The 15,034-nt window shown below is 71.6% G+C and carries 11 protein-coding genes; 3 read left to right on the forward strand and 8 right to left on the reverse strand.

Annotated elements, in window-relative coordinates; translation table 11 throughout:
- Positions 1-65 precede the first annotated feature (65 nt).
- The 3 genes from BJP60_RS12790 (at position 66) to BJP60_RS12800 (ending at position 3,710) form a co-directional block, all read left to right on the forward strand.
- Positions 66-1,496 carry a family 20 glycosylhydrolase gene (locus BJP60_RS12790; protein WP_203136168.1) on the forward strand — a complete coding sequence of 477 codons (1,431 nt, stop codon included), beginning with the start codon at positions 66-68 and terminating at the stop codon, positions 1,494-1,496.
- Between the two features lie 153 nt (positions 1,497-1,649).
- Complete coding sequence (locus BJP60_RS12795; protein ID WP_203136169.1) at positions 1,650-3,173, forward strand: L,D-transpeptidase; 1,524 nt, start codon at positions 1,650-1,652, stop codon at positions 3,171-3,173.
- 87 nt (positions 3,174-3,260) lie between these two features.
- Positions 3,261-3,710: a GNAT family N-acetyltransferase gene (locus tag BJP60_RS12800; RefSeq protein ID WP_203136170.1), complete on the forward strand. Its 450-nt coding sequence runs from the start codon at positions 3,261-3,263 to the stop codon at positions 3,708-3,710.
- Positions 3,711-3,891: 181 nt separating this feature from the next.
- Here the strand turns inward: BJP60_RS12800 and BJP60_RS12805 are convergent, their stop codons facing one another.
- The 8 genes from BJP60_RS12805 to BJP60_RS12840 all read right to left on the reverse strand — a co-directional run bounded on the left by BJP60_RS12805 (position 3,892) and on the right by BJP60_RS12840 (position 15,033).
- Positions 3,892-5,706 (reverse strand): ABC transporter ATP-binding protein, encoded by a 1,815-nt coding sequence (locus BJP60_RS12805; protein ID WP_203136171.1) that lies wholly within the window; start codon positions 5,704-5,706, stop codon positions 3,892-3,894.
- Entirely contained in the window at positions 5,703-7,568 is a 1,866-nt protein-coding gene (locus BJP60_RS12810) for an ABC transporter ATP-binding protein (RefSeq protein ID WP_203136172.1), read from the reverse strand. The genes BJP60_RS12805 and BJP60_RS12810 overlap by 4 nt, the downstream gene beginning before the upstream one ends.
- Positions 7,569-7,958: 390 nt before the next feature.
- Positions 7,959-8,462 (reverse strand): methylated-DNA--[protein]-cysteine S-methyltransferase, encoded by a 504-nt coding sequence (locus BJP60_RS12815; RefSeq protein ID WP_203136173.1) that lies wholly within the window; start codon positions 8,460-8,462, stop codon positions 7,959-7,961.
- Entirely contained in the window at positions 8,459-9,940 is a 1,482-nt protein-coding gene (locus BJP60_RS12820) for an AlkA N-terminal domain-containing protein (protein WP_203136174.1), read from the reverse strand. The genes BJP60_RS12815 and BJP60_RS12820 overlap by 4 nt, the downstream gene beginning before the upstream one ends.
- A gap of 108 nt (positions 9,941-10,048) precedes the next feature.
- Complete coding sequence (locus tag BJP60_RS12825; protein WP_203136176.1) at positions 10,049-12,010, reverse strand: hypothetical protein; 1,962 nt, start codon at positions 12,008-12,010, stop codon at positions 10,049-10,051.
- A gap of 154 nt (positions 12,011-12,164) precedes the next feature.
- Complete coding sequence (locus BJP60_RS12830; protein WP_203136178.1) at positions 12,165-13,223, reverse strand: glycoside hydrolase family 130 protein; 1,059 nt, start codon at positions 13,221-13,223, stop codon at positions 12,165-12,167.
- A gap of 2 nt (positions 13,224-13,225) precedes the next feature.
- Positions 13,226-14,065 carry a carbohydrate ABC transporter permease gene (locus BJP60_RS12835; RefSeq protein ID WP_203136180.1) on the reverse strand — a complete coding sequence of 280 codons (840 nt, stop codon included), beginning with the start codon at positions 14,063-14,065 and terminating at the stop codon, positions 13,226-13,228.
- Positions 14,062-15,033: a carbohydrate ABC transporter permease gene (locus tag BJP60_RS12840; protein ID WP_203136182.1), complete on the reverse strand. Its 972-nt coding sequence runs from the start codon at positions 15,031-15,033 to the stop codon at positions 14,062-14,064. The genes BJP60_RS12835 and BJP60_RS12840 overlap by 4 nt, the downstream gene beginning before the upstream one ends.
- Position 15,034 lies beyond the last annotated feature (1 nt).

Genomic DNA, 15,034 nt, shown 5'->3' on the forward strand with positions numbered 1-15,034 from the left:
TTTGCTAGGGATGTTTACAAAACCGTAACAACGCGCCGCATGTCCGTCGGGGTAGCGTGCCTCGCATGCCGCTCCCCCTGGTGCCCTGGCCCGCCGCTGTCACGTTCGTCGACGCCGAGGGCCCCGTGAACCCGCGTCTGGTCACCCGCCCGGGGCGCGTCGACACGGCGCAGGACTCCGAGGGATTCGGCCCCGAGGGCTACCGGCTGCGCGTCACGTCCGACGCGATCCGCATCGAGTCGTCCACCCCCGCCGGCGAGTTCTACGCGCGCCAGACGCTCGCGCAGCTCGAGCGCCCCGACGGCACCGTGCCCGCCGTCGACATCCGCGACGCGCCGCGCTTCCCGCACCGCGGGGTGATGCTCGACGTGGCCCGCCACTTCCACCCGGTCGAGACGGTCGAGGCGGTGATCGAGCGGGCCGCCGCGCTCAAGCTCAACGCGCTGCACCTGCACCTCACCGACGACCAGGGCTGGCGCCTCCAGCTGCGCTCGCACCCCGAGCTGACCGAGATCGGATCCGGATCCGCGATCGCCGGCGACCCCGGCGGCTTCTACACGGGCGACGACTACACGCGCATCGTGGCGCACGCCGCGGCCCACCACATGATCGTGGTGCCCGAGTTCGACCTGCCCGGACACACACACGCCCTGGGTCTCAGTCATCCAGAGCTCGTGGCGGATCCCGTCCTCAGCGACCACATCCGCGAGGTCGTGGAGATCTACGGCGGCGGCCTCCCGGAGCGGGGCGTGCCGTACACGGGGCTGGCGGTCGGGTTCTCGTCGCTGCGCGCGGACGCGCCGGGGCTCGAGCCTCTGCTGCGCGACGTGTTCGCCGAGCTCGCCGAGCTCACTCCGGGGCCGTACCTGCACTTCGGCGGCGACGAGGCGCTCGGCACCTCTCCCGAGGACTACCGCCGCATGGTCGCACTCGCCGCGCGGCTGATCGCCGAGACGGGGAAGACCCCGGTCGCGTGGCACGAGGCGGGCGTCGCCGATCTTCCCGCCGGATCCGTCGGCCAGTACTGGGACTACCGGCTGCCGCGCGACGACCACGCCGAGCGGGCGCGGGCGTTCGTGGCCAACGGCGGGCGGCTGATCCTGTCCCCCGCCGACGCCATCTACCTCGACATGAAGTACGACGCGGACACCCCGATCGGCCTCACCTGGGCCGACGGCGCCACGAGCGTCGAGCGCTCGTACGACTGGGAGCCGTCCACCCTGATCCCCGGCGTGCCCGAGTCGGCCATCCTCGGTGTCGAGGCCCCGCTGTGGTCCGAGACCGTCCGCACGCTCGCCGACATCGACCTGCTGATGTTCCCGCGCGTCGCCTCCGCGGCCGAGGCCGGATGGTCCGCCGCCGCGGGGACGTCCGAGCGGACGTGGGAGTCGTTCCGCGAGCGGGTCGCCGGCCTCGCCGAGCACTGGGCCGCCGCGGGCATCGGCTTCCATCGCGCCACGGACGTCCCGTGGGCGCAGGACGCCGTGTCTCGCTGAGTGACAGCGACCACCGGAGGATGCCCAGCGCATCGTAGCCAGACCGTAACCGGCTCTCCGTCTCAGCCGCCCCTTGCGGCCGTACCCTATGTTGACGGCATCTGTGCGGCAAGCCGATCGGCGTGTTGAATCGAGCCTTCCAGGGGGTAGAGCGTGACGGACGTGGCGACCAAGCCCGAGGGCGTGAGCGACGGCAGCGGGGCGGGCGATTCGGCGAACCCGGCCACGACGGTCCTCGCACCGGGCGCAGAGAACCCGGACGTGCAGTGGGCTCAGGTCGATCCGCCCAAGAAGCGGCACCTCGGTCTGTGGCTGGGCTTCGGCATCCCGCTGGCGCTGATCATCGCCGCCGCGATCGTGGCCTCGCTGCTCCTGATCGGCCCGGGCGTGCGCGCCGGGGGTGCGTCGGTCGGGCTCATGACCCCCGGCATGGCGGCCGAGACCGTGTCGACCCACCTCGCGGACGCCGAGTTCGAGGTCGGCGGCGCCACGCTCACCGGTGAGCAGCTGGGCCTGTCGATCGATGCGGGCACGGTCGCCGACCAGGCGCACGAGACGTACCCCGCGTGGAACATCGGCGGCTGGGGCCAGGGCCAGGTCAGCGGCCCCGTCGCGATCGACGCCGAGAAGGCCACCGAGGCGCTGCGCACGGCGGTGCCCGATCTGTACTCGGAGTCCGTCAACGCGGAGGTCGTGTTCGACTCCGACGCGGGCCGCTACACGACCACGCCCGGCGAGCCCGGCCTCGGCGTCGATGTCGACGCTCTCGCGGCGAGCATCACCGAGGCGCTCGCGGCGGCGCCCGCCGAGGGCGGGCCGATCGCGATCGAGGCCGTGCAGACCGAGGTCGAGCCGGCCGCCACCACGGACGAGGCGACCGCCTTCGCGACGAAGCTGAACGACCAGGCCGACACGGCCGGATTCTTCCTCCAGGACGAGCGCGCGCACGGCGTGCCGCTGACCACCGTCCAGTCGTGGATGGACATCGCCCCCGACCCCGAGTCGGGCGACTTCGTGGTGACGCCCGACATGGGCGCGATCGAGGAGGCCATCAAGGACCTTCCGGAGCAGGTCAACCAGGACGTCGTGAACGAGGAGGTCGTCACCAACTCGGCGGGCGATCGCCTGCACGTGGTCAAGGAAGGCCAGGACGGCTACGGCATCACCTCCACGGACGGCGTCGCGGACGGAGTCGCCGAGTCGCTCAAGGCCGGCGACATGCAGTTCGAGCTGCAGGGCGAGGTCGTGAAGTTCGAGACCATCACGCTGTTCCGCCGCGTCGAGGTCGACAAGAGCGCCGGCATGACGTACATGTACGAGGGCCCCGCCGCCGGCCAGGAGAAGCTGGTCGCGTCGTACCCCGTCGCGTTCGGCAAGCCCGGCTTCGACACCCAGACCGGCCACTTCACGGTCTACGGCCAGCTCACGCAGCAGAACATGGGCTCCTGCACGCCGGACGGCAAGCTGAAGCCGGGCGGCTCGTACGACTACTGCACGCCGAACGTGAAGTGGGTGTCCTACTTCAACGGCGACCAGGGCTTCCACGGCACCTACTGGCACAGCAGCTTCGGCCCGGGCAACTTCCTCAGCCACGGCTGCGTGAACATGACCGAGGCCGCCGCCGAGCACATGTACCGCTTCGCGCAGGTCGGCACCGAGGTGTGGGTGCACGACTGATCGCTCTGCGCGGACGGCGACCCGTCTCGCCGCCGTATGGGGAGATCTGCTTGCCCCTCGTGTCCGGGGAGCCGTTAGCCTGACCGTATGACGCTGAACCTGGTCGAGCTCTCCGCCGCGACGATCGTCGCGGTCAACACGCTGTCGTTGAAGCCCGGTCAGGAGCAGTTCCTCGCCCCCGTCTCGTACGGCATCGCGGCCACCGTCATCAACCCGTCCAAGGCGTGGCAACGCGTCGTGCTCGACGGCGACGACGTGGTCGGCTTCGTCAGTGCGAGCTTCGACGAGGAGGCGCCGTCGGAGCACTTCCGCTCGGTCCTGCTGCGCATCAACGTCGACGCCGACGATCAGGGACGCGGCATCGGCCGCTTCGCGGTCGAGGCGCTCGTCGAGGAGGTGCGCCGCCGCGGGCTCGATCACCTCACGGTCATCTACGAGGCCGGCGAGGGCGGCCCCGAGGCGTTCTTCCGCCGCGTCGGCTTCACACCGGTGGACGAGACGGAGTACGGTGAGGTGGTAGCCGAGATCCGCATCTGACGCTCGGCAGCGACCGGGGGACACTCACTCGACTGACTCGCGACGGGCGGCGCCCCGCACCGAGATTCATGCCGGCGGCGGGGTCTCGAATCCCCCTCCCCCATCGAGACCTCGTCGCCCCCTTCGAAGACGCGAGAGCCGGATCCATTCGGATCCAGCTCTCGCGTCTTGTCACACCTCGTCAGACGAGCGACTCGCGCCAGGCGGCATGCAGCTGCGCGAACTTGCCGCTGCCCGCGATCAGCGCGGCAGGAGTGTCGTCCTCGATGACCGTGCCGTGCTCCATTACGAGCACGCGGTCGGCGATCGCGACCGTCGAGAGGCGGTGCGCGATGATGATCGCCGTGCGGTCGGCCAGCAGCGTCTGCAGAGCCCCCTGGATCGCGCGCTCGGACGGGATGTCGAGCGAGGCCGTCGCCTCGTCCAGGATCAGCACCGCCGGGTCGGCGAGGAACGCGCGCGCGAACGAGATCAGCTGACGCTGTCCCGCCGACACGCGACCGCCGCGCTTGTTGACGTCGGTGTGGTACCCGTCGGGCAGGCTCCGGATGAAGGCGTCGGCGCCCACGGCGCGGGCCGCATCCTGGATCTCCTCGAACGTCGCGTCCGGCCGGCCGAGCGCGATGTTGTCGGCGACCGTGCCGCTGAACAGATACGCCTCCTGCGTGACCATCACGATCGCGCGGCGCAGGTCGCGCGGGTGCAGCTTCCGCAGGTCGACGCCGTCCAGCGTCACGCTGCCCTTGCTCGGGTCGTAGAAGCGCGAGACCAGCTTCGCGAGCGTCGACTTGCCCGCGCCGGTCGTGCCGACGAGCGCGACGGTCTGACCGGCGGGGATGTCCAGCGAGAACTCGGGCAGGATCGTCCGGCCCGAGCCGTACGCGAACGTGACGTCGTCGAAGCGGATGTGGCCGCGCGCGTGCGGCAGCTCGACCGGCTTCGTCGGATCGGGCACGGTCGGGTTCTCCTCGAGCACGCCGGAGACCTTCTCGAGCGCCGCGGATGCCGCCTGGAACGAGTTCAGGAACATCGCCACCTCCTGCAGCGGCGTGAAGAAGTTGCGCACGTACAGCACGGCGGTCAGCAGGAATCCGACCGAGAACTCGCCCCACGTGATGCGGAGCCCGCCCCACAGCACGACCATGCCGATCGAGAACGCCGAGATCGCCATGAGCGCGGGCTCGAACGTGCCGAACAGCCGGATCGAGCGCATGTTGACGTCGCGGTAGTCCATCGCCAGGCCGCCGAACTCGGCCTCGTTGCGCGGCTCCGTGCGGAACGCCTTGCCGGCCCGGATGCCCGTCATGGTCTCGACGAACTTCACGATCACGCGTGCGCTCACCACGCGCGAGTCGCGGTACGTGCGCTGCGACGCCACATAGAACCAGCGCATCAGCATCGCGAGGGGGACGCCGGCCGCGACGAGCACGAGCCCCGACTGCCAGTCGACGATCATGAGCGCGATGAAGGTGAACGCGCCGTACAGCACGCCGTTCACGAGCTGCGTGAGGCCGCCGTTGAGCAGCTCGCGGATCGTGTCGAGGTCGCTCGTCTGGCGCGAGATGATCCGGCCCGACGTGTAGGTCTCGTGGAACTCGAGGCTCAGCAGCTGCGTGTGCCGGAACACGCGGGTGCGCAGGTCGAGCAGCACGTTCTGGGTCACGCGCGCCGCGAGGATGTCGTACCAGGCGAGCAGCGCCGCGCCGCCGATCGCGGTCGCCACGTACGCCCCGCCCACGAGCCACGCGGGGCCCCAGTCGGCGCGCTCCAGCACGGCGGGCAGCGCCTCGTTCAGACCGAGACCGAGCAGGACCGGGCCCAGCACGCGGACGGCGGTCTGCGCGACCACCACGATGCCGACCAGGATCACCTGCGCGCGCATGGGCGACAGCAGCGACCACAGCAGCCTCAGCGAGCGGCGGCGGATGGCGCGGCTCTCCTCGCGCGTGTAGTCGGAGCGGTCCTCGCCCGCGGTCCCGTGCACACTGGCCGTCATCGCACGCCCTCCTCGTCCTGAGCACTGATGATGTCGAGCTCGGCGGTGGGATTGGGATCGCTGCGCCAGGCGCGCTCCTCCGCCTCCTCCTTCTCGAAGCTCGAGATGACCGAGCGGTAGTGCGGCGACGACGCCATCAGCTCCTGGTGCGTGCCGACCGCCGTGATCCGGCCGCCCTCGAGCAGCGCGACCCGGTCGGCGAGCGCCACGGTCGAGGGGCGGTGCGCGACCACCAGCGCGGTCGTGCCGGCGAGCACGCGGCGCAGCTCGTGCTGCACGCGCTCCTCGGTGTCGACGTCGAGCGCGGACAGCGGGTCGTCCATCACGATGACGGCGGGGCGTGCGGCGACCGCGCGGGCGAGCGCGAGGCGCTGACGCTGGCCTCCCGACAGCGACATTCCCTCCTCGCCGATCAGGGTGTCGACGCCCTCGGGGAGGTCGTCGACGAACGCGGCCTGGGCGACCGCGAGCGCCTCGCGCAGCACGCGCTCGCCCTCGGGAGAGCGCGGGTCGAGATCGTCGCGCCCGAGCAGCACGTTGTCGCGCACGGAGGCGGAGAACAGCGTGGCGTCCTCGAACGCGCTCGCGATGATCCGGCGCAGGTCGACGAGCCGCAGGTCGCGCACGTCGACGCCGTCGATCGTGACGCGCCCGCCCGTGACGTCGTACAGGCGCGTGGGCAGCGTCGTGAGCGTGGTCTTGCCCGATCCGGTCAGCCCGACGATCGCGAGCGTCTCGCCCGGCCGCACCTCGAGCCGGATGCCGTTCAGCAGATCCGGCTCCCTCGCGCCCGCGTCCTGGTAGCGGAAGTGCACGTCGTCGAACGTGAGCGCGCCGCGCGGCCGGGCCAGCTCGGCGGGGTGCTCCGGGTCGCTGATGTCGTTGTGCGCATCGAACACCTCGAACACGCGGTCGGTCGCGGTGCGCGCATCCATCGTGAACGCGAAGAAGAACCCGATCGACTCGATGGGCCAGCGCAGGATGGTCGCCATCGCGAAGTAGGCGAACAGCTGGTCGATGCCGATCTGGCCGATCGACGCGAGCCAGATGCCCATCACGAGCGACACGGCGAACGCGACCTCCGGCATGAACACGAGCCAGAAGTCGATGCGCGCGATCGAGCCGGCCTTGCGCATCTCGGTGTCGCGCAGTGTCTGGGCCTGACGCGTGAAGCGACGCAGGGCGTGCGGCCCGCGGCCGAAGGCCTTGAGCACGCGGATTCCGTGCACGCTCTCCTCGACGCTCGTCGCAAGGTCGCCCTGCTGGTCCTGGGACAGGCGCGTGAGCGTGCCGTACTCCCGCTCGAACAGGAAGCCCTGGATCCACAGGGGCACGCCCGACAGCACGAACGTCAGCGCGAGCGCCCAGTGCCACTGGAACAGCAGCACGGCGCCGATGATCACGGTCAGCACGTTCACCACGAGCAGGATCAGGCCGAACGCCATCCACCGGCGGATGAGGCTGATGTCCTGCATCATGCGGCTGAGCAGCTGCCCCGACTGCCACCTGTCGTGGAAAGACACCGGCAGATGCTGCAGCCGGTTGTAGAACGAGCGGCGGATGTCGTACTCGACGAGCGTCGCGGGCCCCAGGACGAACCACCGGCGCAGATACACCATGAGCGCCTCGAGCAGCGCGAGCCCCAGCACGGCGACCGCGCCCCACACGACCGCGGAGGTCTCCCCGGTCGAGATCGGGCCGCCCACGAGCCACTCCAGCACGATCGGGATCATGAGGGAGATGACGGCGGCGGCGAGCGCGGTCAGCGCCCCGAGGCCGAGTCGGGGAAGCACGGGGCGGGCGAATTCGAGCAGGCGCAGCAGCGCGCGGGGCGTCGAGAGGCGCGGAGAAGGACTGGTCATGATCCTCGTGAGGGGTTTTGTTGCCGGAGACGGCGGAGCCTTTCAGCCTATTGCCAGACTCCGGCGCACCGCAATGCCCGGTCAGGGGTCGCTGCGACCTGCCCGGGTTGAGCCGTCCTCTATGCCCCGCGCCTGCACCCGCCGGCGGTCCGGGCCGTTTCGACTCGCTCCGCTCGCTCAACGAACAATGGACGTCCACCCTTCCTGCTGGTTGAGCGAGGAGCGCAGCGACGAGTCGAAACCGTAGAACCTCCCCCGGGCACAACCCACCGGCCCGGTCGAGTAGGGCTGCGGCTCGCCGCCGCCACCCCTCTGCTGGTTGAGCGAGGAGCGCAGCGAATCGCTCCGCTGGCTCAACGAACAAGAGCCGGCTGCCCGCGTCGAGGGCCGTCAGAGCAGCGTCTCGCCGCCCTCGCGCGCCAGCAGCGCGCGCTTGACGTCGAGGCCCCACGCGAAGCCGCCGAGCGAGCCGTCGCCGCGCAGCACGCGGTGGCACGGCACGAACAGCGCCGGAGCGTTGCGCGCGCAGATCGACGCCGCGGCCCGCACGGCGCGCGGCGATCCGAGCGCGGCCGCGAAGCCCGTGTAGGTCAGCGGAGCACCCGGCGCCACGCGGCGCAGGGCGCTCCAGCCCGCGAGCTGCAGCTCGGTGCCGCGCTGCCGCACGGGCACGGCGTCGATCGCCGCCAGGTCGCCGTCGTAGTACCCGCGCACGGCATCGGCCGCCGCCGTGTCGCCGACGTGAACGTCCTCCGGACGCAGGCTCGGATGGATCCGGCTCAGCATGGCGTCGACGTCCGCCGTCCAGCCGGAGGCGAGCACGGAGCCGTCCGCGTCAGTCACGAGCGTGAACGCGCCGTCGGCGGTGTCGACGGTCTGGACGGTGGCGGTCATGCTGCCTCCTTCGGGGACGGGGCGGGCGTCGCGACGGCGGGACTCGCCGCGAGGCGCCAGAGGTGAAGGGAGAGGTACGAACGCCACGGCGCCGTGCGCGCGGCCCAGGCCGCGAGCTCGCGCGGCTCGGACGGGATGCCCGCGCGCGCCGCACCGGCGCGCAGCGCGACATCGCCCGTGAGCACGACGTCCGGATCGCCGATCACGCGCATGCGCACGTAGTCGGCGGTCCATGCGCCGATGCCTGGCATCGCCATCAGCGCGCCGCGCTGCGCGGCCCCGTCGTCACCGGTCGTGAGCATCAGATCGCCCGACGCGAGCGCGGCGGCGACCGCCGTGATCGCGCGGATCCGCGCCGCCGGCCCGCGCAGCACCTCGGCGCCGCGCTCGGCGATAGCCGTCATCGTCGGGAACAGGATGCGCTCCTCCCCCGCGAGCGTGACGCGCTCCCCGAGCGCCTCGGTCAGGCGCGTGAGGTGCGTGCGAGCCGCCGCCACCGAGATCTGCTGGCCCACCATGGCGCGGATGAGCAGCTCGTGCGGATCGGCCGTGCCCGGCAGGCGGATGCCGGGGTTCTCCCGCACGTGCGGAGCGAGCTCGGGGTGGCGCGAAAGCGCCTCGTCGATCGCGAGCGGATCCGCGTCGAGGTCGAACAGGCGCCGCGCGCGGGCGACGAGGATCGACAGGTCCGCCAGGCTCTCGAGCTTCGCCTCGAGCCGCAGCCGACCGCCGTCGTGCGAGAGCCGGAACCACGCCGGCCCGTGCGGCAGGCGCAGCGTGCGCGCGAAGCTGTGCGCGTCGCCCTCCTCGACGCCCGCCAGCGCGCGCACGCCCATCCACGCGAACAGCCCCGCGGGGTCGAACGGCTCGCGGTACGGCAGCGCGAGATCGATGCCGGTCGGCGCGGGCGGGACGCCCCGGCGCCGCGCGCGGAGCTCGGTGGGCGTCATGCCGAACACCTCCCGCACGGTGTCGTTGAACTGCCGCACGCTCGCGAAGCCGGCCGAGAACGCGACGTCGGCGGCGGGCAGGTCGGTGCCGACCAGCAGCAGCCGCGCGGTGTGCGCCCGGTGCGCGCGGGCGAGGGCGAGCGGCCCGGCGCCGAGCTCGGAGGCCAGCAGCCGCGTGAGATGCCGGCTCGAGTAGCCGAGGCGCGCCGCGAGACCCGCCACGCCCTCGCGCTCGACGACGCCGTCGGCGATGAGCCGCATGGCGCGGCCCGCGACATCGCCGCGCAGGTTCCAGTCGGGCGATCCCGGAGCCGCCTCCGGCAGGCACCGTTTGCAGGCGCGATACCCCGCCTCGTGCGCCGCGGCGCTCGTGGGGAAGAACGTGACGTTGGCCTCCTTGGGCGTACGCGCGGGGCACGACGGGCGGCAGTAGATGCCCGTCGACCGCACGGCCGTCACGAACTGCCCGTCGAAGCGCTGGTCGCGCGCACTGATCGCGCGATACCGCTCGGCGAAAGTCATGCTCATGGCTCAAGCCTGACATGGCCACCCGATTGCGGCTAGCGGTTTTCGGACACGGTGGTGGCGGGCCGCCTCAGCGCTTGCGCGCGCCGAGACGGCCCGTCGCCTACCGCGTCACGATGGCGAAGCCTCCCGGCGGGAGGGCGTGACCGCGCACCCGATCCCCCCGCTGTCGTAGATCGCCACGCGCGAGCCGCGCGGCGCGTCGATGCGCTGCGGGGTGTCGGCGGCCGAGTGCAGCAGCCGCATCATGCCGTCCTCGCCCGTGAGCGTGAGGTGCGAGACGAGGGGACGGACGAGGAGGCCGTCGAGCATGAGCTCGCCGCGCGTCACGTCGACGCGCACCTCGTCGCGACCCGCCGGATCGCGCAGCGACCACGGCAGAAGCACTCCCGGCGTCGGGGAGATGCCCTGCTCGGGCCCCGTGACCCGCAGCGTGCCGATCGACCAGCGACCCGACCGCCAGGACGAGGTCGACCGCTCCCCCTCGTCCGCCCACACGACGGGCTCCACGAGCAGGCGCTCCGCGCCGAGGTCGAACACCGCGTGCCCGCCGCGCGCGAGCGTGAGCGCCCGACCCGACCAGAGCGACTCGCCGGTCCACGCCGTCGGCGCGGACACGACGCCGTCGGTCGCGACCGCGTCCTCGGCCTCCACCATGCGCAGCCCGTCGCGGTCCGCGACGGTGGTGACGCCCGTCGCTCGCTCGGCGACATCCGGGCGCTCATCGAGCGCGAGCATCGTCAGCAGGCCGTGGATCGTGCTCTCGGCGCCGCTGTTGCGGTTGACCCTGCCGTCCGCCTCCAGCCCGTCGTACGTGACGCCGGTGGCGGGGTCGTACATGTCCGCGCCCGACCGGTTCGCGCCGAAGAACCACGCGGCCTGCATGGCCGCGAGCTGCTCGAAGCCCTCCGACCGCGTCGCGTCGGCCACCGCGAGCAGCGACTGCACGCGCGAGTCGGCGCCGTACGCGATCTGCACGCGCTCGGTCGGGGTCGGCATCCAGGCGTTGTCGGGCCCGCCGGCGGTCAGCAGCGTGGGCGTGAAGACGGCCGCGTCGCGCGCGGCGGGCTTCAGGAGCGAGCGGTCGCGCAGGGCGACGGCCGCCTCGGCCAGCGCGGCCGGCGCCTGTCCTCCCCACGCGTGCCACATGCTGCGCGACTCGGCCCACGGCAGGATCGCGCCGTACGGCCACGCACGACGGTCGCCGGCGCCCATCGCGGCGATGCCCCGCGCGAGCTTGCGGAGCGCATCGGCCGTGGTGCGGTCGCGCGGCTCGGCCTGCACGCGCGCCGCGAGCCCGAGCACGGCCTCGGCGGACGCATCCGCGCCGTTCACGATCAGCCACTCCGGCACGCGCAGCCCGTCGCTCTCGGCCCACGCGCCGTAGCGCTCGAGCACCTGCCGGTTCAGGGCGTCGACCGAGAGGGCGAGGCGCTGCTCGAGGAAGTCGGCGAACGCGGGGTCCGTGCGCTCGAACGCCGCGAAGCCCTCGCCGAGCGCCCAGATCGTGCGGGCGAGCCAGTAGCTCGGTCCCGAGTCGGACGGGTCCGGCAGCTCGACCGGCTCGGCCGAGGGGTTCAGCGTGCCGTCGGGCTGCATCCACAGCACGACGTTGCCGGCGTCCGGCCCGTCGGCCGTCTGCAGGTAGGCGACGGCGCGCAGCAGCTCGTACGCGCTGTCACGGCTCGACTCCTCGCCGGTCTGCTGCCAGTGGCGGATGTACACGACGGCCGCGCGCGTCACGTCGTCGGCGTTGAACGCGCCCTGGCTCCAGTGCCCGGTCACGGGGTCGAGGCTGCCGCCGCCGATCCGCTCGAACGTGCCACCCGCCCTGGCGTCGGCGTACGTCCACGGCATCACGAGGGTGGGTTCCTGTTCGAGCCGGTAGGTGGTGTGACCGGCGACGCCGGGCGGCGGCGTGACCTCGTCCAGCAGGAAGTCGAGGTGCGCCAGGTTGGTCAGCGGCGCGCGTTCGTGGGCCGCGACGGGAGCCACGGCTCCCAGGGTGAGGGCGAGGGCGGCGGCTCCGGCCAGGGCCAGGGCGCGCGCACTCCGTCGTGCGTGCGAGAACATGTGGATCCTTCTTCACCGATCAGTTCGTTGAGCGAGGAAGCGAAGCGACCGAGTCGAAACGGTCGGCATGACCGAGCGGATGTCGGCCCGTTTCGACTCGCTCCGCTCGCTCAACGAACAAGGGATGGCTCGTCTCTCAACGAACAGGGGATGGTCAGTCGGTGCGCTCGAGCAGAGCGACGCCGATCTTGGAGTCGGCCATGCCGTAGAACACGAACAGCCGTCCGTCGATCTCTTCGATCGCGGTGGGGAACACGACGTTGGGCACGATGCCGCTGCGCTCGTCGTCGGTCTCGGGGGCGAGCAGAGGCTCGGGCGTGCGCGCCAGCACGCGCGAGGGGTCGTCGGCGTCGAGCAGCAGCGCGCCGGCGGCGTAGTTCACCTTCTGCTGCTGCGAGAACGCGCTGTCGATCACGCCGGTGACGCCGTGGTGCAGCACGAGCCACCCCTCCGGCACACGCAGGGGTGGCGGGCCGCCGCCGATCTTGACCTCCTCGAACGCGAACTCGGGGCCCGCGACGAACCGGTGCTGCTCCCACAGCGCGAGGTTGCGGATGTCCGCCCTCACGGCGTCGAGCGGGACGTAGCTGATCCAGATCGACTGGCGCTCGTCCGTGACGCCCGCCGGCACGCGCACGCCCTGCCCCGGCCTGGTCTCGCCGAGGTCCCACATCGGGCGGTGCAGCACCGCGAGCGCCTCCGTGCCGTCGGGCGCCGTGACCGGCTCGGGGAAGAACACCGTGTCCTTGTTGTGGAACAGGTTGAGGTCCATGTCCAGCGCGTCCTCGTACCGGAACAGCGCGGGACCGAGCCGGTGCCACGAGCGCAGGTCCTGCGACACCGCGAGCGCCGTGCGCGGCCCGAGCGGCCCGTACGCCACGTACGTCATCACGTGCAGGCCGAGCGCGCCGATCCACGTCGTGCGCGGATCCTCGACGCCCGCGTTCCCCACGCCGCGCTCCCAGCCGCGATCCGGCTCCAGCACCATGCCGATCCGCTCGACGCCGACCGGCGCGCCGTCCTCCACGACCACGCGCGCGAGTCCCACGCGCGAGACGTTGCCGTCCGCCACGAGGCGCGGCAGCAGGTACAGCTCGCCGTCCGGACCGCGGCCCGACGCGGGGTTGAGCACGCCCTCCGCCTCGCGCGGATCGTCGGGGTCGGGCGTCATCAGGACGCCCACCCTCGTGAGTCGATACGGGATCCCAGCCATTGTCATCCTTTCACTCCGGATCCGAGGTCGTTCGTCGTGAAGTACCGCTGGAACACGATGAACAGGGTCACGGCCGGGACGGCGAGCACCACGGCGCCGGCCATCATGGCGCCGAACGGATTCGACGTGGACGCCGCGACGTTCGACATGAAGTTCGCGAGCGACACCGCCAGCGGCTGCAGCGACGCCTGCTTCGTGATCAGGAACGGCCACAGGAACTCGTTCCACGGGCCGATGAACGTCAGCAGCACGGCCGTCAGCAGCGCGGGGCGCACGAGCGGCAGCGCGACGCTCCACAGCAGCCGGAACTCCCCCGCGCCGTCGATGCGCGCGGCCGAGAACAGATCGGGCGGCAGCTGCAGGAAGTACTGCCGGAAGATCACGACCGCGGTCGAGTTGATGAAGAACGGCAGGATCATCCCCAGGTACGAGTCCGAGAGCCCGTAGTCGCGCGCGATCATGACGTACAGCGGGATCATCAGCAGCTGGAACGGGATCACCTGCACCAGCAGGGCCAGCGCGAACACCGCGTTCCGACCTCGCCAGTGCAGGACGGCGAGCGCGTACCCCGCGAGCACGCCGAAGACGATCGTCCCCAGCAGCACGCCGCCCGTGAAGATGCCCGAGTTGATCAGGCCCTGCACGAGGTCGATCCGGCTGTCGATCGCGACGTAGTTGTCGAGCGACACGTTGCCCGGATCCGGGAACGCACCCCGTACGGAGGTGTCGAGATCCGTCTGCAGCGACCCGATCACCATGTAGCAGAAGGGAAACAGGAACGCGAGCGCGCCGAGACCCAGCACGACGTAGAGCGCGATCCTGCTGCCGAGCGCGCGCCTCACGAGTCCTCACCTCCCACGAACCGGCGCTGCAGCGCCGCGATGATCAGGACGAAGACGATCAGGATCACGCCGATCGCTGCCGCGACATCCGGGTTCCCCTGCTCGATGCCGCGCTGGTAGATCAGCAGCACGGGCGAGGTCGACGCCCCGTTCGGCCCGCCGCCGCCCGTCAGCAGGTACGGCTCGGTGAAGAGGTTCGCGCCCGTGATCGTCGCCAGCAGCACCACGAGCAGCGTCGCGGGCCGCACGCTCGGCACCGTCACGGAGAAGAACTGCCGCAGGCGGCCGCCGCCGTCCATCGCGACCGACTCGTACAGCTCCTTGGGCACGTTCTGCAGCGCCGCCAGATACAGCAGGATGTAGAACCCGAGCCCCTTCCACGTCACGAACAGCGCGATCGTCGGCATCGCGAGCGCGCTGTTGACGAGCCACGACGGATCCGGCGCGAGCGGTCCCAGCACGTTGTTGACGAGACCGCCGCTCGAGAACAGGAACAGCCAGACCGCCACGACGGCGACCGACGCGGTGACGTAGGGCACGTAGTAGCTGACGCGGAAGAACGTCCGCGCGTGCACCACGCGATCCAGCGCCGTCGCGAGCACGATCGACAGGACCACCGTCAGCGGCACGTTGATGAGCAGGAAGACCCCGACGTTGCGGAACGCCTGCCAGACATCGGGATCCCGGATCACCGCGGCGTAGTTGTCGAGGCCGACGAACGGACGCTCCACGTCCGCACCCGGCGCCGCGAAGAAATAGTCCTGGAACGACATCCACACCGCGAACAGGATCGGCCACGCGAACACCAGCACGATGAAGACCACGTACGGCGCCGAGAACAGCATCCCCAGAGGCTGCTGCGCGCCGGACAGCCGCCGTCGTCCGCGATGCGGCGGGGCGCCGCCCGTCGCGGGCCGGACGGAGTCGTCTCCCGTCCGGTCCGCGGCGAGCGCGGCATCCGCGGTCATG

It is taken from the genome of Microbacterium sp. JZ31, assembly GCF_016805985.1.
In the GTDB taxonomy this organism is placed as follows: domain Bacteria; phylum Actinomycetota; class Actinomycetes; order Actinomycetales; family Microbacteriaceae; genus Microbacterium.

Excerpts from the sequence above, each read along its gene's own strand:
- BJP60_RS12790 (WP_203136168.1), top strand. The coding sequence starts at position 66 with ATGCCGCTCCCCCTGGTGCCCTGGCCCGCCGCTGTCACGTTCGTCGAC.
- BJP60_RS12800 (WP_203136170.1), top strand. The coding sequence starts at position 3,261 with ATGACGCTGAACCTGGTCGAGCTCTCCGCCGCGACGATCGTCGCGGTC.
- BJP60_RS12805 (WP_203136171.1), bottom strand. The coding sequence starts at position 5,706 with ATGACGGCCAGTGTGCACGGGACCGCGGGCGAGGACCGCTCCGACTAC.
- BJP60_RS12810 (WP_203136172.1), bottom strand. The coding sequence starts at position 7,568 with ATGACCAGTCCTTCTCCGCGCCTCTCGACGCCCCGCGCGCTGCTGCGC.
- BJP60_RS12815 (WP_203136173.1), bottom strand. The coding sequence starts at position 8,462 with ATGACCGCCACCGTCCAGACCGTCGACACCGCCGACGGCGCGTTCACG.
- BJP60_RS12820 (WP_203136174.1), bottom strand. The coding sequence starts at position 9,940 with ATGAGCATGACTTTCGCCGAGCGGTATCGCGCGATCAGTGCGCGCGAC.
- BJP60_RS12825 (WP_203136176.1), bottom strand. The coding sequence starts at position 12,010 with ATGTTCTCGCACGCACGACGGAGTGCGCGCGCCCTGGCCCTGGCCGGA.
- BJP60_RS12830 (WP_203136178.1), bottom strand. The coding sequence starts at position 13,223 with ATGGCTGGGATCCCGTATCGACTCACGAGGGTGGGCGTCCTGATGACG.
- BJP60_RS12840 (WP_203136182.1), bottom strand. The coding sequence starts at position 15,033 with ATGACCGCGGATGCCGCGCTCGCCGCGGACCGGACGGGAGACGACTCC.